This is a genomic window from Kosakonia sp. N21 (assembly GCF_050587465.1).
Lineage (GTDB): Bacteria > Pseudomonadota > Gammaproteobacteria > Enterobacterales > Enterobacteriaceae.
This window is the reverse complement of record NZ_JBOBHR010000001.1, coordinates 531,628-551,792: the sequence shown is the minus strand read 5'-3', so window position 1 is coordinate 551,792 and position 20,165 is coordinate 531,628. Positions and strand designations below refer to the sequence as shown.

Annotated in this window: 14 protein-coding genes; 9 read left to right on the top strand and 5 right to left on the bottom strand. The window is 58.0% G+C overall.

Annotated features, from left to right (window positions below; genetic code table 11):
- The first annotated feature begins 153 nt into the window (after window positions 1-153).
- From ACQ3G7_RS02470 to yegS, 9 genes are all read left to right on the top strand, one after another.
- Window positions 154-1,416 carry an MdtA/MuxA family multidrug efflux RND transporter periplasmic adaptor subunit gene (locus ACQ3G7_RS02470; RefSeq protein WP_430888705.1) on the top strand — a complete coding sequence of 421 codons (1,263 nt, stop codon included), beginning with the start codon at window positions 154-156 and terminating at the stop codon, window positions 1,414-1,416.
- Window positions 1,416-4,538 (top strand): MdtB/MuxB family multidrug efflux RND transporter permease subunit, encoded by a 3,123-nt coding sequence (locus tag ACQ3G7_RS02465; protein WP_430888704.1) that lies wholly within the window; start codon window positions 1,416-1,418, stop codon window positions 4,536-4,538. Before ACQ3G7_RS02470 ends, ACQ3G7_RS02465 begins: the two co-directional genes overlap by 1 nt.
- Window positions 4,539-7,616, top strand: a complete 3,078-nt coding sequence (mdtC, locus tag ACQ3G7_RS02460; RefSeq protein ID WP_430888703.1) for a multidrug efflux RND transporter permease subunit MdtC — start codon at window positions 4,539-4,541, stop codon at window positions 7,614-7,616.
- Entirely contained in the window at window positions 7,613-9,028 is a 1,416-nt protein-coding gene (locus ACQ3G7_RS02455) for an MFS transporter (protein WP_430888702.1), read from the top strand. Before mdtC ends, ACQ3G7_RS02455 begins: the two co-directional genes overlap by 4 nt.
- Window positions 9,025-10,542, top strand: coding sequence for an envelope stress sensor histidine kinase BaeS (gene baeS, locus ACQ3G7_RS02450; protein WP_430888701.1), 1,518 nt, complete (start codon window positions 9,025-9,027; stop codon window positions 10,540-10,542). Before ACQ3G7_RS02455 ends, baeS begins: the two co-directional genes overlap by 4 nt.
- On the top strand, window positions 10,539-11,261 hold the full coding sequence (gene baeR / locus ACQ3G7_RS02445; RefSeq protein WP_430888700.1) for an envelope stress response regulator BaeR: 723 nt from the start codon (window positions 10,539-10,541) through the stop codon (window positions 11,259-11,261). Before baeS ends, baeR begins: the two co-directional genes overlap by 4 nt.
- A 267-nt stretch (window positions 11,262-11,528) precedes the next feature.
- Window positions 11,529-12,269: a tetratricopeptide repeat protein gene (locus tag ACQ3G7_RS02440; protein ID WP_430888894.1), complete on the top strand. Its 741-nt coding sequence runs from the start codon at window positions 11,529-11,531 to the stop codon at window positions 12,267-12,269.
- A 117-nt stretch (window positions 12,270-12,386) separates the two neighbouring features.
- A complete protein-coding gene (gene trhP, locus ACQ3G7_RS02435; RefSeq protein WP_430888699.1) occupies window positions 12,387-13,745 on the top strand; it encodes a prephenate-dependent tRNA uridine(34) hydroxylase TrhP in 1,359 nt (452 codons plus the stop codon).
- 267 nt (window positions 13,746-14,012) lie between these two features.
- A complete protein-coding gene (yegS, locus tag ACQ3G7_RS02430; RefSeq protein WP_430888698.1) occupies window positions 14,013-14,912 on the top strand; it encodes a lipid kinase YegS in 900 nt (299 codons plus the stop codon).
- A gap of 51 nt (window positions 14,913-14,963) precedes the next feature.
- Here yegS and ACQ3G7_RS02425 read toward each other — a convergent pair whose 3' ends face one another.
- The 5 genes from ACQ3G7_RS02425 to ACQ3G7_RS02405 are packed head-to-tail and all read right to left on the bottom strand — an operon-like array spanning window position 14,964 to window position 20,147.
- Window positions 14,964-15,737 carry an ABC transporter ATP-binding protein gene (locus ACQ3G7_RS02425; protein ID WP_430888697.1) on the bottom strand — a complete coding sequence of 258 codons (774 nt, stop codon included), beginning with the start codon at window positions 15,735-15,737 and terminating at the stop codon, window positions 14,964-14,966.
- Between the two features lie 10 nt (window positions 15,738-15,747).
- Entirely contained in the window at window positions 15,748-16,611 is an 864-nt protein-coding gene (locus ACQ3G7_RS02420) for an ABC transporter ATP-binding protein (RefSeq protein ID WP_430888696.1), read from the bottom strand.
- The gene (locus tag ACQ3G7_RS02415) at window positions 16,583-17,488 is read right to left on the bottom strand and encodes an ABC transporter permease (RefSeq protein WP_430888695.1); all 906 of its coding nucleotides are present in this window, start codon (window positions 17,486-17,488) and stop codon (window positions 16,583-16,585) included. The genes ACQ3G7_RS02420 and ACQ3G7_RS02415 overlap by 29 nt, the downstream gene beginning before the upstream one ends.
- Window positions 17,485-18,522, bottom strand: a complete 1,038-nt coding sequence (locus ACQ3G7_RS02410; protein WP_430888694.1) for an ABC transporter permease — start codon at window positions 18,520-18,522, stop codon at window positions 17,485-17,487. Before ACQ3G7_RS02410 ends, ACQ3G7_RS02415 begins: the two co-directional genes overlap by 4 nt.
- Entirely contained in the window at window positions 18,519-20,147 is a 1,629-nt protein-coding gene (locus tag ACQ3G7_RS02405) for an ABC transporter substrate-binding protein (RefSeq protein WP_430888693.1), read from the bottom strand. The genes ACQ3G7_RS02410 and ACQ3G7_RS02405 overlap by 4 nt, the downstream gene beginning before the upstream one ends.
- Window positions 20,148-20,165: the final 18 nt, after the last annotated feature.

Below are 20,165 nucleotides of genomic sequence, written 5' to 3'. Positions count from 1 at the left end.
TTATTTTCTCCGCCATAATCGCCTTATCGCAAATTACCATTCCTGACAAACGTTTCCAGACAGTGTTTCATTTTTCCTCCATTTTTCTACGGCATACCGTTACTAAACTAGTATTATTCCGGCAACGGTTTTCAGGATGAGATACGCATTACGATGAAAGGCAGTGTTACGTTTCGCCGCGCAATTGTCGCGGCCGTGGTCATCGCGGCGATCGGCGCCGCCTGGTATCACTTCAGTCATAAAGACGCCTCTTCCACCGCGACCGGGCAAGCCGCTTCCCAGGAACCGGGTCCCGGCGGACCGGGTGGCGGACCTGGCGGCGGCGGACGTCACGGTATGCGTGGCGGAGCATTGCCGCCCGTGCAGGCGGCTGTCGCCACGACAGAGTCTGTGCCGCGTTATCTCTCCGGCCTTGGCACCATTACCGCCGTGAACACCGTAACGGTGCGCAGCCGCGTCAGCGGTCAGTTGCTGGCCCTTCACTTTCAGGAAGGTCAGCAGGTGAAAGCGGGCGACCTGCTGGCGGAAATCGATCCGAGTGAATTCAAGGTCGCGCTGGCACAAGCGCAGGGCCAACTGGCGAAAGATAAAGCCACGCTGGCGAATGCCCGTCGCGATCTCGCCCGTTACCAACAACTGGTGAAAACCAGCCTCGTCTCCCGCCAGGATCTTGATGCACAGCAAGCGCTGGTCAGCGAGTCCGAAGGGACGGTAAAAGCCGATGAAGCGTCTGTCGCCAGTGCGCAGCTTCAGCTCGACTGGAGCCGCATTACCGCGCCCATCTCCGGTCGTGTCGGTTTAAAACAGGTGGATATCGGCAACCAGATCACCAGCAGCGACACCACCGGCATTGTGGTGTTGACGCAAACACACCCGATAGATCTGGTCTTTACGCTGCCGGAAAGCGATATCGCCACCGTGGTGCAGGCGCAAAAAGCCGGACAATCACTGGCCGTCGAAGCCTGGGATCGCACCAACAAACAGAAGTTGAGTACCGGCGCGCTGCTCAGTCTGGATAACCAGATTGATACCACCACCGGCACCATCAAGCTTAAAGCGCGCTTTAACAATCAGGATGACGCGCTGTTCCCGAACCAGTTCGTCAACGCCCGGATGCTGGTCGCCACCGAGCAGAATGCCGTGGTGATCCCGGCCGCCGCCCTGCAAATGGGTAATGAAGGCAACTTCGTCTGGGTGCTGAACGACAAAAGCCAGGTCAGCAAACACATTGTCACACCGGGTATTCAGGACAGCCAGAAGGTGGTCATTGCCGCCGGGTTATCCGCCGGGGATCGCGTGGTTACTGACGGTATCGACCGCCTGACCGAAGGCGCAAAAGTAGAAGTAGTAGAGGCAAAAAGCGCACAGGAGATGCCGGCGAAACGTGAACATCCGGCCAAAGGAGCGCAGTCCTGATGCAACTGCTCCCGCCAGGCAGAACGGGCGGCCCTTCCCGCCTGTTTATTATGCGTCCTGTCGCCACCACGCTTCTGATGGTGGCGATCCTGCTTGCCGGTATTATCGGTTATCGCTTTCTGCCGGTTTCCGCCTTACCGGAAGTGGATTACCCCACCATTCAGGTCGTCACCCTCTACCCTGGCGCCAGCCCGGATGTGATGACGTCGGCGGTCACCGCCCCGCTTGAGCGCCAGTTCGGCCAGATGTCCGGCCTGAAACAGATGGCCTCGCAGAGCTCGGGCGGCGCGTCGGTGGTTACGCTGCAATTCCAGTTAACCCTGCCGCTGGACGTGGCCGAGCAGGAAGTGCAGGCGGCGATCAATGCCGCCAACAGCCTGCTGCCGACGGACTTACCTAACCCACCGGTGTACAGCAAGGTGAATCCGGCGGATCCGCCAATTATGACGCTGGCGGTCACCTCTTCCGCAATGCCAATGACCCAGGTGGAAGATATGGTGGAAACCCGGGTCGCCCAAAAAATTTCCCAGGTGTCTGGCGTCGGTCTGGTGACGCTGTCCGGCGGTCAGCGCCCGGCGGTACGCGTTAAGCTGAATGCACAAGCGGTTGCGGCGCTCGGGCTGACCAGCGAAACCATCCGTACCGCTATCAGCAATGCGAACGTCAACTCGGCGAAAGGCAGTCTGGACGGTCCGGCCCGTGCGGTCACGCTGTCTGCCAACGATCAAATGCAGTCGGCGCAAGAGTATCGCCAGTTGATCATTGCCTACCAGAACGGCGCGCCAATCCGCCTGGGCGATATCGCCACCGTTGAACAGGGCGCGGAAAATAGCTGGCTGGGCGCGTGGGCCAATAAGCAGCAGGCGATTGTGATGAACGTCCAGCGTCAGCCGGGCGCCAACATCATTAATACCGCAGATAGCATCCGCACACTGCTGCCGCAACTGACCGAAAGCCTGCCGAAGTCGGTGACCGTTAAGGTGCTATCTGACCGCACCACCAACATTCGCGCGTCGGTAAGCGATACGCAGTTTGAACTGATGCTGGCGATTGCGCTGGTGGTGATGATCATCTATCTGTTCCTGCGAAATATTCCCGCCACCATTATTCCGGGTGTCGCCGTTCCGCTGTCGCTGGTGGGCACATTTGCCGCGATGGTGTTTCTTGATTTCTCCATCAATAACCTGACGCTGATGGCGCTAACCATCGCCACGGGGTTTGTGGTGGATGATGCCATCGTGGTGATTGAGAACATCTCGCGCTATATCGAGAAAGGCGAAAAACCGCTGGCCGCCGCGTTGAAAGGGGCGGGTGAGATTGGCTTTACCATTATCTCCCTCACCTTTTCACTGATTGCAGTGCTGATCCCGCTGCTGTTTATGGGCGATATCGTCGGCCGCCTGTTCCGCGAGTTCGCCGTTACGCTGGCGATAGCGATCCTGATCTCCGCCATTGTCTCTCTGACGCTGACGCCCATGATGTGCGCCCGCATGCTGAGCGCCGAGTCTCTGCGTAAGCAGAACCGCTTTTCTCGTGCATCGGAACGTTTCTTTGAGCGCGTGATAGCCGGTTACGGGCGTTTGCTGAGCAAAGTGCTGAACCACCCGTGGCTGACGTTGAGCGTGGCAATCGGTACGTTGCTGCTGTCCGTGATGCTGTGGATTGTGATCCCGAAAGGCTTCTTCCCGGTGCAGGATAACGGCATCATCCAGGGAACCTTACAAGCCCCGCAGTCGGCCTCGTTTGCCAGCATGGCGGAACGCCAGCGCCAGGTGGCGGATGTGATTCTGCGCGATCCGGCGGTGGAAAGTCTGACCTCGTTTGTTGGCGTCGATGGCACAAACCCCTCGCTGAACAGCGCGCGTCTGCAAATCAACCTCAAGCCGCTGGATGAGCGTGACGACCGCGTTCAGCCGGTGATCGAACGGTTGCAACAGGCCGTAGCCAACGTACCGGGCGTGTCGCTTTACCTGCAACCGATCCAGGATTTGACCATCGACACGCAGGTTAGCCGCACGCAATATCAGTTCACGCTCCAGGCAAACTCGCTGGATGCCCTCAGTACCTGGGTGCCGCAACTGGTCAGCAAACTCCAGGCGTTGCCGCAGCTTTCTGATGTCAGCAGCGACTGGCAGGACAAAGGGCTGGTGGCGTATGTCAACGTTGACCGCGACAGCGCCAGCCGTCTGGGCATCACCATGTCGGATGTGGACAATGCACTGTACAACGCCTTTGGTCAGCGATTGATTTCAACCATTTACACCCAGGCGAATCAGTATCGCGTGGTGCTGGAACACGATACCGCGCAAACGCCAGGCCTGTCGGCGCTGGATAACGTACGCCTCACCAGTACCGATGGCGGTGTGGTGCCCCTCTCGTCGATTGCGAAAGTCGAGCAGCGCTATGCCCCGCTGAGTATCAACCACCTGGATCAATTCCCCTCCACGACCATCTCCTTTAACGTCGCGGACGGTTATTCGCTGGGAGATGCGGTGCAGGCGGTGATGGAGAGTGAAAAAACCCTCAACTTCCCGACCTCGATCACCACACAGTTCCAGGGAAGTACGCTGGCGTTCCAGGCCGCGCTTGGCAGTACCGTCTGGCTGATTGTGGCCGCCGTGGCGGCGATGTACATCGTGCTCGGCGTACTGTATGAGAGCTTTATTCACCCCATTACGATTCTGTCGACACTGCCCACAGCGGGCGTGGGCGCACTGCTGGCGTTGCTGATTGCCGGGAGCGAGCTGGATGTGATTGCCATCATCGGCATCATTCTGTTGATCGGGATTGTGAAGAAAAACGCCATCATGATGATCGACTTTGCCCTCGCCGCCGAACGCGAAGAGGGGATGTCGCCGCGCGATGCCATTTTCCAGGCCTGCCTGCTGCGTTTTCGCCCGATTCTGATGACCACGCTGGCCGCCCTGCTGGGTGCGCTGCCTTTGATGCTGAGTACCGGTGTTGGCGCGGAGTTACGCCGCCCGCTGGGGATTGGCATGGTCGGCGGGCTGCTGGTCAGCCAGGTGCTGACGCTGTTCACCACGCCGGTTATCTACCTGCTGTTTGACCGACTGGCATTGTGGGCAAAACAGCGTTTCCCCCGGCATGAGGAGGAGGCGTAAGTGAAGTTTTTCGCCCTCTTCATTTACCGCCCGGTGGCGACGATCCTGATCTCACTGGCCATCACCCTGTGCGGCATACTCGGCTTCCGGTTGTTGCCGGTCGCCCCGCTGCCGCAGGTAGATTTTCCGGTGATCATGGTCAGCGCATCGCTCTCCGGGGCATCGCCGGAAACCATGGCGTCATCGATCGCCACCCCGCTGGAACGCTCGCTCGGGCGCATTGCCGGGGTCAGCGAAATGACCTCCACCAGCTCGCTGGGCAGTACGCGTATTATTCTGGAGTTTAACTTCGACCGTGATATCAACGGTGCCGCGCGCGATGTGCAAGCGGCGATAAACGCAGCGCAAAGTTTGCTGCCAAGCGGTATGTCAAGCCGACCGACCTATCGCAAGGCTAACCCGTCCGATGCGCCGATTATGATCCTGACGCTAACGTCGGACACCTATTCGCAGGGCGAGCTGTACGATTTTGCCTCCACGCAACTGGCGCAAACCATCGCGCAGATTCAGGGTGTGGGGGATGTGGACGTTGGCGGGAGTTCCCTGCCTGCGGTGCGCGTTGGGTTGAACCCGCAGGCGCTGTTTAACCAGGGCGTATCGCTGGATTCCGTTCGCACCGCTATCAGCAACGCCAACGTGCGGCGACCGCAAGGTGCGGTGGAAGATACCGCGCACCGCTGGCAGGTACAAACCAACGATGCGTTGAAAACCGCCGCCGAATACCGACCGTTGATCATTCATTACAAAAACGGCTCGGCGGTGCGTTTAAGCGATGTCGCAACGGTCAACGATTCGGTGCAGGATGTTCGCAACGCCGGGATGACCAACGCCAAGCCGGCGATTTTGCTGATGATCCGCAAATTACCGGAAGCCAATATCATCGAAACCGTGGACAGCATTCGCGCTCGCTTACCCGGTTTGCAAAAGACCATTCCGGCGGCCATCGATTTACAAATCGCCCAGGATCGCTCCCCCACTATCCGCGCCTCGCTGGCGGAAGTGGAGCAGACCTTAGTGATCTCTGTGGCACTGGTGATCCTTGTGGTGTTCCTGTTCCTGCGCTCCGGCAGAGCGACGCTGATCCCGGCGGTGGCCGTGCCGGTTTCGCTGATCGGCACGTTTGCCGCTATGTACCTGTGCGGATTCAGCCTCAATAACCTGTCACTGATGGCACTGACCATTGCCACCGGTTTTGTGGTGGATGACGCGATTGTGGTGCTGGAGAATATCTCGCGGCACCTTGAAGCGGGAACAAAACCGCTTCAGGCTGCGCTTCAGGGGACACGGGAAGTGGGCTTTACCGTTCTCTCCATGAGCGTCTCGCTGGTGGCGGTGTTCCTGCCGTTGCTGCTGATGGCCGGTTTACCCGGTCGACTGTTACGGGAGTTCGCCGTCACGCTGTCCGTGGCGATTGGCATTTCGCTGGCCATCTCCCTGACATTAACGCCGATGATGTGCGGCTGGTTGCTGAAGAGCCATAAACCTCGCGAACGCACCCGCGAACGTGGCGTAGGCCGCCTGTTGATTGCGCTGCAACAGCAGTATGCGCGCTCGTTGAAATGGGTGCTTAACCATGCCCGCCTCGTCGGCCTGGTGCTGCTTGCCACCATCGCGCTGAATATCTGGATGTACATCACCATACCCAAAACCTTCTTCCCGGAGCAAGACACCGGCGTGCTGATGGGCGGCATCCAGGCGGATCAGAGCATCTCCTTCCAGGCGATGCGCGTGAAGTTGCAGGATTTTATGAAAATCATCCGCGACGATCCGGCAGTGGATAATGTCACCGGCTTTACCGGCGGCTCGCGGGTAAACAGCGGCATGATGTTTATTACGCTGAAATCCCGCGGTGTGCGCCATGAAACCGCCCAGCAGGTGATTGATCGCCTGCGCGGCAAACTGGCGAAAGAGCCGGGCGCCAGCCTGTTTTTAGTGGCCGTGCAGGACATTCGCGTTGGCGGTCGGCAGGCGAACGCCAGTTACCAGTACTCGCTGCTGTCGGATGATCTCAGCGCCCTGCGTGAGTGGGAGCCGAAGATCCGTAAAGCCCTCGCCGCCCTGCCGCAACTGGCAGACGTCAACTCCGATCAGCAGGATAACGGGGCAGAGATGAACCTGGTTTACGATCGCGCCACCATGTCGCGTCTCGGGATCAGCGTCGAAGAGACCAACAGCCTGCTGAATAACGCCTTCGGCCAGCGGCAGATTTCGACTATCTACCAGCCGTTAAACCAGTACAAAGTGGTGATGGAAGTCGATCCGCGTTACACCCAGGACGTTAGCGCACTGGATAAAATGTATGTGATTAACAGCGAGGGCAAATCGATCCCGCTCTCCTACTTCGCCCACTGGCTTCCGGCCAACGCGCCGCTGTCGGTGAATCATCAGGGTTTATCCGCCGCGTCGACCATCGCCTTTAACCTGCCGACCGGGTCGTCGTTATCGGAAGCCAGCGATGCGATCAACCGCGCAATGACCCAACTGGGCGTGCCGTCAACCGTGCGCGGGAGTTTTGCCGGTACCGCGCAGATCTTCCAGCAAACCATGAACTCACAGGTGATCCTGATTCTGGCGGCGATTGCGACGGTCTATATCGTGTTGGGGATCCTCTACGAAAGCTATGTGCATCCGCTGACCATTCTCTCAACACTGCCTTCGGCGGGCGTGGGCGCGTTGCTGGCGCTGGAGCTGTTTAACGCGCCCTTTAGCTTAATTGCGCTTATCGGCATTATGTTGTTGATCGGGATTGTGAAGAAAAATGCCATTATGATGGTCGACTTCGCCCTTGAAGCGCAGCGTCAGGGTAACCTTAGCGCAGAAGACGCTATCTTCCAGGCCTGTTTGTTGCGTTTTCGCCCCATCATGATGACGACGCTGGCGGCGCTGTTTGGCGCGCTGCCGCTGGTTATCTCCGGCGGAGACGGTTCCGAATTGCGTCAGCCTCTCGGTATCACTATCGTGGGCGGTCTGGTGATGAGCCAGTTGCTGACCCTGTACACAACGCCGGTGGTCTATCTGTTCTTTGACCGTCTGCGCATGCGTTTTAGCCGTAAAGAGAGAGAGCCAGTTAGTGAATGAATGAACTACCCAAAAACATCCGCTGGCAACTATGGATCGTCGCCTTTGGCTTTTTTATGCAGTCGCTGGATACCACTATTGTGAACACCGCCCTCCCCTCGATGGCGAAAAGTCTGGGGGAGAGTCCGCTGCATATGCATATGGTGGTGGTGTCCTATGTGCTGACGGTAGCCGTCATGCTACCGGCCAGCGGCTGGCTGGCGGATCGGGTAGGCGTGCGCAACATCTTTTTTATCGCCATTGTGCTGTTTACGACCGGCTCACTGTTTTGCGCGCAGGCTTCCACGCTGGACCAACTGGTTATGGCCCGCGTACTGCAAGGGGTTGGCGGCGCGATGATGGTGCCGGTCGGCAGGCTGACGGTGATGAAAATCGTCCCGCGCGATCACTATATGGCGGCGATGACCTTTGTCACGCTACCGGGGCAGATTGGCCCGCTGGTTGGCCCGGCGCTGGGTGGGATTCTGGTGGAGTATGCCTCCTGGCACTGGATCTTCCTGATTAATCTGCCGGTGGGGATCATCGGGGCTATCGCCACCCTGAGCCTGATGCCGAACTACACCCTGCAAACCCGCCGCTTTGATATGGTGGGATTTGTGCTGTTGGCCTGCGGCATGGCGACGCTGACGCTGGCGCTCGACGGGCATAAAGGTCTGGGGCTGTCGCCGTGGATGTTGGGCCTGCTGGTAGGCGTTGGCGCGGTAGCGCTTATTACCTATCTGCTGCATGCAAAAGGCAACGATGGCGCATTGTTTAACCTGCGCCTGTTCCGCACACCTTCGTTCTCGCTCGGGCTATCGGGCAGTTTCGCCGGGCGTATAGGTAGCGGCATGCTGCCGTTTATGACACCGGTATTTTTGCAAATCGGCCTCGGGTTTTCGCCTTTTCACGCCGGGTTAATGATGATCCCGATGGTGCTGGGCAGCATGGGCATGAAACGCATTGTCGTGCAGGTGGTGAACCGGTTCGGTTACCGCCGGGTGCTGGTCTGCTCCACGCTGGGCCTTGCCTTGATAAGCCTGCTGTTTATGACCACCGCCCTGCTGGGCTGGTACTACGTGCTACCGGTGGTGCTGTTCTGCCAGGGGATGATCAACTCCATGCGTTTCTCCTCAATGAATACCCTGACGCTGAAAGATCTGCCGGATGAGCTGGCCAGCAGCGGCAACAGTCTGCTGTCGATGGTGATGCAACTGTCGATGAGTATCGGCGTGACCGTTGCCGGGTTGCTGTTGGGCTTATTTGGTTCGCAGCATTTGTCGGCGGACAGCGGCGTGGCGCACCACGTTTTTCTTTACGCTTACTTCAGTATGGCGGTGGTGATTGCACTTCCGGCGTTACTCTTTGCCCGCGTCCCGGATGATGCCAGCAAGAACGTCGTCATTGCCCGTCGCAAAAGGAGAGAATCATGACATTCTGGCGGCCGGGCATCACGGCCAAGCTGTTTCTGGCAATTTTAACCACTTGCATTGTGTTGCTCATCACCATGCATTGGGCGGTGCGCATCAGCTTCGAACGCGGCTTTATCGACTATATCAAGCGCGGTAACGAGCAGCGTTTGCAGATGCTGAGCGACTCGCTGGCCGAACAATATGCCCAGAATGGTAGCTGGCAGTTTTTGCGCAATAACGATCGGGTCATTTTTCAGATCCTGCGCTCGTTCGAAAGAGATAATGAGCACGAAGACGACCGCGCTGGCGGGCCGGGTCGTAATAATGGCGGGCCTGGCATGGATCACGAAATGCCCCCCCGCCCCGACGATGAACCGGAGCGAGAACCGGGCCCACCAGGTCCACCGGGAGGGCCGCCAGGCATGCCGCCGCACGGCTGGCGCACCCAGTTCTGGGTGGTTGATCAACAATCCCAGGTGCTGGTGGGGCCACGCTCACCGGTGCCGGAGGATGGCACACGCCGGGCGATTGTGGTGAATAACCAACCGGTCGGCTGGGTGATTGCTTCACCGATTGAGCGCCTGACGCGCAATACCGATATTAATTTTGACCGCCAACAACGGCGCACCAGCTGGCTGATTGTCGGGCTTGCCACCTTGCTGGCCGCTATCGCGACCTTCCCGCTGGCCAGGGGCTTGCTGGCACCGGTCAAACGGCTGGTCGAAGGGACGCATAAGCTGGCTTCCGGGGATTTCACCACCCGTGTCACCCCCGGTAGCCATGATGAATTAGGCCGGCTGGCGCGGGACTTTAACCAGCTCGCCAGCACGCTGGAAAAAAACCAGCAGATGCGCCGCGATTTTATGGCGGACATCTCCCATGAACTGCGAACACCGCTGGCGGTATTGCGCGGCGAGCTGGAAGCGATCCAGGACGGCGTACGGCAATTCACCCCGGAGTCGGTGGCATCCTTGCAGGCGGAGGTCGGCACGCTCACCAAACTGGTGGACGACCTGCACCAGCTTTCGATGTCCGATGAAGGCGCGCTGGCGTATCAGCGCACGCCGGTGGATGTGATTACGCTGCTGGAGATTGCAGCAGGCGCATTCCGCGAGCGTTTCGCCAGCCGCAACCTGACCCTGTCGCTTGAAGCACCGGCGCGCGCCACGGTCTTTGGCGATCCCGATCGTCTGATGCAGCTCTTCAATAACCTGCTGGAAAACAGCCTGCGCTATACCGACAGCGGCGGCCGTACGCATATTCAGGCCACCACCGAGGATGGCAAGCTGGTAATGCGTTTTGCCGACAGCGCCCCCGGTGTGAACGATGAGCAACTTAAGCGTCTGTTTGAGCGCTTTTATCGCACTGAGGGTTCACGCAACCGCGCCAGCGGCGGTTCAGGTCTGGGGCTGGCTATCTGTTTGAATATTGTGGAAGCGCACGGTGGCGCTATCCATGCCGCGCACTCGCCTTTTGGCGGGGTTAGCATTACAGTTGAACTACCGCTTGAACGCGAAAAATCGAGAGACGTATGACTGAGTTACCGATTGACGAAAACACGCCGCGCATTCTGATCGTGGAAGATGAACCCAAGCTTGGGCAGTTGTTGATCGATTACCTGCGGGCGGCAAGCTACGCGCCAACGCTGATCAATCACGGCGACCAGGTGCTTCCTTATGTTCGACAGACGCCGCCGGATTTGATCCTGCTCGACTTGATGCTGCCCGGTACAGACGGCCTGACACTGTGCCGTGAAATTCGCCGTTTCTCCAATGTGCCCATCATTATGGTGACAGCGAAAATCGAAGAGATTGACCGCCTGCTGGGGCTGGAAATTGGCGCGGATGACTATATCTGCAAACCGTACAGCCCACGTGAAGTGGTAGCCCGGGTGAAAACCATTCTGCGTCGCTGCAAGCCGCAGCGTGAACTGCAAGCAATGGACGACGAAAGCCCGCTGATTGTCGATGAGGGGCGTTTCCAGGCAAGCTGGCACAACAAGTTGCTGGATCTGACGCCCGCTGAGTTCCGCTTGCTGAAAACCCTCTCCAGCGAACCGGGTAAGGTCTTCTCCCGCGAACAGTTGCTTAATCACCTGTACGATGACTACCGCGTAGTGACCGACCGTACGATCGATAGCCATATCAAAAACCTGCGCCGCAAACTGGAAGCGCTGGATGAAGAACAGTCCTTTATCCGCGCGGTCTATGGCGTGGGCTATCGCTGGGAAGCGGATGCCTGCAAACTGGCGTAACCGCGAGTGTCGGGCGGGCTTAACCGCCCGACACTCGCTTATTTGCGCGCCAGTGCTGTAAACGCTTCTTTAATTGCGCCCCATCAGCTCTCTCTCCACAGCAAACCGGCTGACCGTGCCGCTTCCCCCGTCTGCCCCATCTTTACTGGTAGGGTATTTGCCCGCGAACAATTTCCTTACCCTCTGTATGATGACAACCGCGAAAATGACTGTTTGATAACAACGGATCAGGCGGCTAATAGCGTCGTCAATAAAAGGTAAAGGATGATGAGGAAATATGGTTACGGCGCGCTGGCGCTGCTGTTTGCCGCGTTTGGCTGCCAGGCGGAGATCACCGAGGCGCAAATCGCCGCCGACTGCGCCAAAATCAACGATTACGCCAGACAGGGCAATCAATTCTATCAGGCCAAAAACTACGCCAAAGCGAGGGAGGCGTTCATTCAGCAAACCGCGTGGCTTGAACAGTGTGAATACGGCGGAAATCAGCCCAATGAGGTACTGATAGCCACCGCTTACAATAACGTGGCGCTGACGTTTATCCGCCAGGGCGAATACCGCAAAGCGCAAGCCTGGCTGCAAATCATGCCGGACGATCAGAAGTCGCAATATAACCTTTCGCGTATTCAGGACAAGCTACTCGCGCTGCCAAAACCGACGTCCGCCGCTGGCGAATACTGGCAATATGCCGGGCGTGGTGAGTGGGAAGTACTGACCCTGAAAGCAGAAGGCAATGACCGCTATCAGGCCGACTGGGCGGGTTACGCGTTCGGTCTTATGGGACTCTATTACGGGCCAAATATCGGTGAATTCTCGGAGAAAGTGACCTTCAAACAGAATAAAGGCGACATCAACCTGCACGACGATGAAGATATTGCGCACTGCACCATTTCGCTGACGCTGTCGGCAGACAAGCAAACACTAAATGCAAAAACCGATGCCGATGACCCGATGAACTGCGGTTTTGGTCATAACGTCAGCGCCGACGGTAAATACTTACGCGTGGATTGACGCACAGGTTTACTCCCCCTCCCCCCGGCGCTACAATTCCCGCCCTGAAATCAGGGGAACTCCCCTGCAGCCTCACCCCGGTGAGGCTATCTGACCTGTCATCAGAATGAGACCATCATGTTTAAACCGGAACTCCTTTCCCCGGCGGGAACGCTGAAAAATATGCGTTACGCTTTCGCTTACGGCGCGGACGCCGTTTATGCTGGCCAGCCGCGTTACTCACTGCGGGTGCGCAATAACGAATTCAACCACGAAAACCTGCAAATCGGCATTAACGAAGCCCATGCGCTGGGCAAGCAGTTTTACGTGGTGGTGAATATCGCCCCGCACAACGCCAAGCTGAAAACGTTCATCCGCGACTTAAAACCGGTGGTGGATATGGGGCCGGATGCGCTGATTATGTCCGATCCGGGGCTTATCATGCTGGTACGAGAACATTTCCCGCAGATGCCGATCCACCTCTCCGTTCAGGCGAACGCCGTGAACTGGGCGACGGTAAAATTCTGGCAGCAGATGGGCCTGACGCGTGTGATCCTCTCCCGCGAACTGTCGCTGGAAGAAATTGAAGAGATCCGCACCCAGGTGCCGGAAATGGAAATCGAGATTTTTGTTCACGGCGCGCTGTGCATGGCCTACTCCGGCCGCTGCCTGCTCTCAGGTTATATCAACAAGCGCGATCCGAACCAGGGCACCTGCACCAATGCCTGCCGCTGGGAATACAACGTGCAGGAAGGCAAAGAAGACGCTATCGGTAATATCGTGCATGTTCACGAACCGATCCCGGTGCAGAACATTGAACCGACGCTGGGTGTCGGCGCGCCCACTGACAAAGTGTTTATGATTGAGGAAGCGCAGCGTCCGGGCGAGTATATGACCGCCTTTGAAGACGAGCATGGCACCTACATCATGAACTCCAAAGATCTGCGCGCCATTGCCCACGTTGAGCGCCTGACCAAAATGGGCGTGCACTCGCTGAAAATCGAAGGCCGCACCAAGTCGTTCTATTACTGCGCCCGTACTGCGCAGGTCTACCGTAAAGCCATTGACGACGCTGCCGCCGGGAAACCGTTCGACACCTCGCTGCTGGAAACGCTGGAAGGTCTGGCGCACCGTGGCTATACCGAAGGTTTTCTGCGCCGCCACACCCACGATGACTACCAGAACTACGAATACGGCTACTCCGTCTCCGAGCGCCAGCAGTTTGTCGGTGAGTTCACCGGCGAGCGCAAAGGCCATCTCGCCGCGGTTGCGGTGAAAAACAAGTTCTCCGTTGGCGACAGCCTGGAACTGATGACGCCGCAAGGCAACGTTAACTTCACGCTGGAACAGATGGAAAACGCCAAAGGCGAAGCGATGCCGGTGGCACCCGGCGACGGTTATACCGTCTGGCTGCCGGTACCGGAAGATATGGCGCTGGAATATGCTCTGTTAATGCGCAATTTTGATGGTCAGTCAACGCGAAATCCGCACGCCTGAGCAGCGTCCTGGATAGTTAAGCACGGTTATTTATTGCAGGATAAGATTCTTAGAATCGGATCACATACCGTTGCGGTTAATATGGGTATTATCCACCTCGCTGAAAAACATAACCCATAAATGCTAGCTGTACCAGGAACCACCTCCTTAGCCTGTGTAATCTCCCTTACGCAGGCTGATTTTTTTTCTCCATTATTCCGCTTTTCCTCCGCATCCCCGTTTCCTGACATACACTTTGCTGATGTTGTTCAGCCAGGGTGAAAAAGGATGCATGAATTTCCCACAAGCTTATTGATCCTCAACGGTAAAAGCGCCGGTGACGAAACGCTGCGCGAAGCGATAACGCTGCTGCGCAATGAAGGTATGGCTATTCAGGTGCGGGTGACCTGGGAAAAAGGCGATGCCGCACGTTACGTGAAAGAGGCGCAGCAGCTCGGCGTCGCAACGGTGATCGCGGGTGGCGGCGACGGGACCATTAACGAAGTGGCCACCGCTCTGGTGGAATGCGCAGGGGAGCATGTTCCGGCATTGGGCATTTTACCGCTCGGCACCGCCAATGATTTTGCTACCAGCGCCGCCATTCCGGACGCGCTGGACAAAGCATTGCAGCTGGCGATTGTCGGCAAAGCGGTGCCGGTGGATATCGCCAGGGTTAACGATAAAACCTGCTTTATCAATATGGCGACCGGCGGCTTTGGCACCCGCATTACCAGCGAAACACCGGAAAAACTCAAAGCCGCCCTCGGGGGTGTCTCCTATCTGATCCACGGTCTGATGCGCATAGACATGCTGAAAGCGGATCGCTGCGAAATTCGTGGCGACAATTTTCACTGGCAGGGCGATGCGCTGGTGATTGGCATCGGCAATGGTCGCCAGGCAGGTGGCGGGCAGCAGCTTTGCCCACAGGCGCTGATTAACGATGGGTTATTGCAACTGCGTATTTTTACCGGCGATGAGCTCCTGCCTGCGCTGTTCACCACGTTAACGCAACCGGATGATAATCCGCATATTGTTGACGGAAAATCGGCCTGGTTTGAGGTGAAGGCCCCCCACGAACTGACCTTTAATCTCGACGGTGAACCGCTGCGCGGGGAGCATTTCCGCATTGAAGTGCTCCCCGGCGCCTTGCAGTGCCGGTTACCGCCGGATTGCCCGTTATTGCGCTAGCGGGCGTTTTCAGGCCGGAGGGTGGCAGCGCCAGTCCGGCCTGACGGATCATCAATACGCCGCCACTTCCCGCGCCATTTCGCGGCTGTACTGCTGACTGGCGTTCACCAGCATCTGCGTATACGCCGTTTGCGCCGCGCCGCTGACCAGCGCATCCACCGTGAGCGTTTCGAGGATTTTGCCATACTGCATCACCGCCACTTTCTGGCACAAATGAGCAATGACCCCCAGATCGTGCGTCACCATCAGGTAGGTCAGTTGCGACTCCTGATGCAGCGCCGCCAGCAGATTGAGGATCTCCGCCTGCACGGACACATCTAATGCCGACGTTGGCTCATCCAGCAGCAGTACACGCGGTTCGAGGATCAATGCCCGGGCAATAGCCACACGCTGGCGCTGCCCGCCGGACAGTTGATGCGGGTAACGATCGCGAAAAGCACGACTTAACCCCACCTTATCCAGCAGTGTGTTGATCCGCCGGTCTCTGTCATGAATGCCGTGGATTTGCAGCGGCTCTTCAAGAATATCGCCAATGGTATGCCGCGGGTGCAGCGAGCCATAGGGATCCTGAAAAACCATCTGCACCAGTCGGCAACGCGGCGGGCTGAGACGCTTTTCCAGCGGCTGCTGATTAATCGCCAGCGCCCCTTCCCAATGCGTGAACAGCCCGGCCAGACACTTCAGCACCGTGGTCTTACCCGAACCGGACTCTCCCACCAGGCCGTAAATCTCCCCCTGTTGCACCGAGAAGCTGACATCGCTGAGTACCTGGTTACGCTTTTCCCCTTCCCCGAACGCCAGGTTGAGATTTTGCACAGTAATCATCTTACCCTCCTTACTCGCCCAGCCAGCTGGCCTGGCGCTGCAACACGGGCAGCACCGGACGGCGGTTGTGAATTTCCGGCAGAGAGTGAATCAGCCCCTGCGTGTACGGGTGTTGGGCGTTATCCAGATCGTTCGCCGCAATGGATTCCACGACGCGCCCGGCGTACATCACCAGCACGCGGTCGCAAAAGCTGCGTACCAGATTGATATCATGGCTGATAAAAATCAGCCCCAGCCCGCGTGATTTCACCAGATCGTCAAGCAACCCCAGTACCTGCAAACGCACGGACACATCCAGCGCCGAGGTGGGTTCATCGGCAATCACCAGTTCCGGGTCGGTGATCAGCATCATCGCAATCATGATACGTTGCCCCTGGCCGCCGGAGATCTCGTGAGGATAGAGGTGATATACACGCTCCGGCTGACGAATACGCACCACATCCAGCATTTCCAGTACCTTCGCTTTCGCCTCGGCTTTTTTCCCCGGGTGATGCGTCAACCAGGCTTCCGCAATCTGATCGCCCACGCAGACCACCGGATTCAGCGAATATTTTGGATCCTGCATAATCATCGAGATGCGTTTGCCGCGCACGCTGCGCATGTGCGCTTCGTCCACCTTCAGCAAATCCACGTCGCCAAACTGCATGGCATCCGCGCGAATGCGCGCTTTGGCCGGATGCAGACGCAACAGCGCGCGCCCGACGGTGGACTTGCCGGAACCCGACTCGCCGACAATCGCCAGTTTTTCCTGGCCGAGGGTAAAAGAGACGCCGCGCACCGCATGGGTGATCGCGCCTCCGTTGACAAAATCAACATGCAGATTGCGCACATCGAGAAGCGGTGCATTATTCGCTGCGAGGATCGAGGATGTCACGTAAGCCGTCTCCCAAGAAGTTAAACGCCAGGCTGTTGATCAAAATCGCCAGCCCCGGAATGGTCACTACCCACCAGCACTCCATCATGTACGTCCGTCCGCTGGAGATCATCGCGCCCCACTCCGGTTCCGGGGGTTGCGCGCCAAGGCCTAAAAAGCCGAGCCCCGCGGCGGTCAAAATGATCCCGGCCATGTTCATGGTGATGCGGATAATCACCGACGGCAAACACAGCGGCACAATGTGACGCCACAGCACCCGCAGTGGGGAAGCCCCCTGTAAGCGCACCGCGGAAATAAAGTCAGCCTGACGCAAAGAGAGCGTCTCCGCCCGCGCCAGACGCGCAATCGGCGGCCAGGCGGTTAACGTAATAGCAATCACCACATGCTCAAGACCAGGGCCAAGTGCGGCGACAAACGCCAGCGCCAGCACCAGGCTCGGGAAAGAGATAAAAATGTCGGTCACGCGCATCAATACCATATCGACTTTGCCGCCAAAGTACCCGGCGCTCACGCCCAGCAGCAGTCCCAGAGGCCCGACGGTGACCGAGACCAGCAGCACGATATAGAGCGTGATGCGCGAGCCATAGACCAGGCGGCTGAAGATGTCGCGGCCAAACTCGTCGGTGCCGAACCAGTGCGCCGCATTCGGCGGAGAGAGCGCGCTGTCCAGGTCCTGCACCAGCGGGTTATAGGGCGCAATCCACGGCGCAAAAATCGCCACCATCAACAACAGCAAGATGATGCTGCCGCCAATCGCCGTGAGCGGGTTACGCGCCATCTTGCCGAGGAAACCCGCCGCGCGCCCCACTCCCCGTTTGAGCCGCAGGGTGCGTTCGTGGCGGGCTGAGGAAACCGGCGTATCAAAAGAGACCGTCATGATTTCGTCCTCGGATCAAAGAGTTGATACAGCATGTCGGAGAGCAAATTGAGCAGCACAAAAATCACCCCTACCAGCAGCACGCAGCCCATCACCGCATTCATATCGCCAAGCAGTAAACTGCCGGTAAGGTAGGAGCCGAACCCCGGCCACGAGAAGACCGTTTCGATCAGTACCGCCCCCTCCAGCAGCGAGCCGTACGCCAGCGCCACCACCGTTAACAACTGCACGAGAATGTTGCGAAAGGCGTGATTCCAGATCACCTGCCGCTCGGTCAGCCCCTTCACCCGCGCGGTGATAATGAACTCCTGCGACAGTTGCGCCAGCATAAAGCTGCGGGTCATGCGGCTGATGTAAGCCAGTGAGTGGAAGCCAAGCAGCGATGCCGGAAGCACCAGATGATTTAACGCATTCCAGAACACCTGCCCGTTGCCTGCCAGCAGCGCATCGACGGTAATCAGCCCGGTGCGGTGCGCTACAACGCCATCCAGCCCCAGATCCAACCGCCCTGCACCGCCCACCCAACCGAGCCAGGCATAAAACAGCAACAACCCCATCATGCCGACCCAGAAGATAGGAGTGGAGTAACCGGCCAGGCTGATAATGCGCACCACATAGTCAGAAAGCGAGTTCCGACGAGCGGCAGCCAGTACACCCAGTGGAATACCTAACCCGGCACCGACGATAATCGCCATCGTCGCCAGCTCCAGCGTCGCCGGAAAAACGCGCACGATATCGTCCATCACCGGTTTGCCGGTCAGTAGCGCATTGCCCAAATCCCCATGCAGCAGGTTGTTCAGGTAGATACCAAACTGGGTCATCAGCGATTTATCAAACCCCAGTTGCTGGTAAACCTGCTGGTAGGTGCTGTGATCGGCATCCGGGCCGACAATGGCCAGCACCGGATCGATAGGCATCACACGACCGATAAAAAAGGTCAGTAACAGCAACCCGAACAGGGTGACGATCACCTGGGTCAACCGTTTCGACACACGTCTGGCCCGCGAACCGGGCGCAAGCAGCAGCGTACTCATCCTTTCTCTCCTCCGCTGACGGTGGTTTTGTACACTTCACGCAGGAAGGTGGTGGCGGAAGGGTGCGACTGGAAGTTTTTCACTTCGTTACGCACCACCACGGAATCCACCATCTGCGATAGCGGGATCAGCGCCGGGATCAACTGGTCATAACGCACCTGAATTTGCTGGTAATCGGCTTTCTGCTTCTGCGGATCGCGCTCCAGCAAGGCGTTATCGATCATCTCATTGAGCGGCTTATCGTAAAAACTGGTGCGCCAGCCCTGGAAGTTGGTCAGGCGGGCTTCGTCGCTGTTGTCCGGGTTATAGACCAGCGCACGCAGGCTGGAGTGCGGATGGGGCTCGACCCCGCTGCCACCGCGACCGACCAGCATGTCGAATTTACGTTCACGCATCGCGCCGTAAATCTGGTTGCCGGTACCGGTCACGATTTTGGCGTTGATACCGGCCTGCATCAGCGTCGACTGCACCGCAATGGCGATATTGAGAAACGGTTGATCGGCGAGTACGCGTAACGTGGTGTCAAAACCGTTCGGATAACCGGCTTCCACCAGCAGTTTTTTCGCCCGCGGAATATCCAGCCGGTAGCCAGGATCCGGCAGTGTTGATGGCATCCCGGCTTTGATCGGGCGCTGGTGCAGGACGCCATAGCCCGGCATCAGCGCTTTATTGATGCCCTGGTAGTCAATCAGGTAACGCACCGCTTCGCGCACTTTCGGGTTGGCAAAGTGCGGCTCTTTCATGCTCATCGCCACGTAATAGACCGTGCCCTTTTGCACCGCCTCGACGGTTACGTTGGGATCTTTACGCAGCGCATTGATGTCGGACACCGCCATATTGTTAGCGACATCCAGATCGCCTTTGGCCAGCATCAGGCGCAGGGTTTGCGACTCCTGGAAGTGGCGCAGTACCACGCGGTTAAGTTTCGGCTCTTCGCGCCAGTAATGCGGATTGCGCTTCATACGCAGCACATCTTTCGCCTGCCAGGTTTCCAGCATAAAAGGGCCGGAACCGGCTTCGTTGGTGGTCAGCCAGCGGTTGCCCCAATCATTATTCACCTCGTGCGCCTGCACCGTTTTGCTGTCCAGCACACCCAGGTTGCCCAGCGCCCCCAGCGAGTAAATCACCAGTTGCGGATCGTTGGCTTTCGGCAGGCGGATTTGCACGGTGTACGCATCCGGCGCGGAGACCTGCTCATCAATATTCTTTTTGCTGAAGCCGTAAGATTTCCACACCGAGGCCTGGGCAAGATTGAGATGCAGCAGGCGGCGCATCGACCACACCACATCCTCTGCGGTCAGCGGATTGCCGGAATGAAAGCGGACGTTGTTGCGCAAATGGAAGGTCAGGGTTTTGCCATCCGGGCTGATATCCCAGGACTCCGCCAGCGCGGGTTTGACGTTGGTCAGCTCGTTGGCATCCAGTTCGACCAGCGAGTCATACAGATTGACCACAATCCCGACCACTTCGTTACCGGTCATGGCTGCCGGATCGAGGGTGAGCAGGTTGTTCATGTTCATGCCGATGATGAGCTGGTCGGGCGGCGTCGCAGCGCGTGCCGCCCCACTCCCCATCATCAGCGAGAGCGCGAGTAAACACGCTCCGGCGAGGGAGGATTTTTTCATCTGTGTATACCGTTTGTA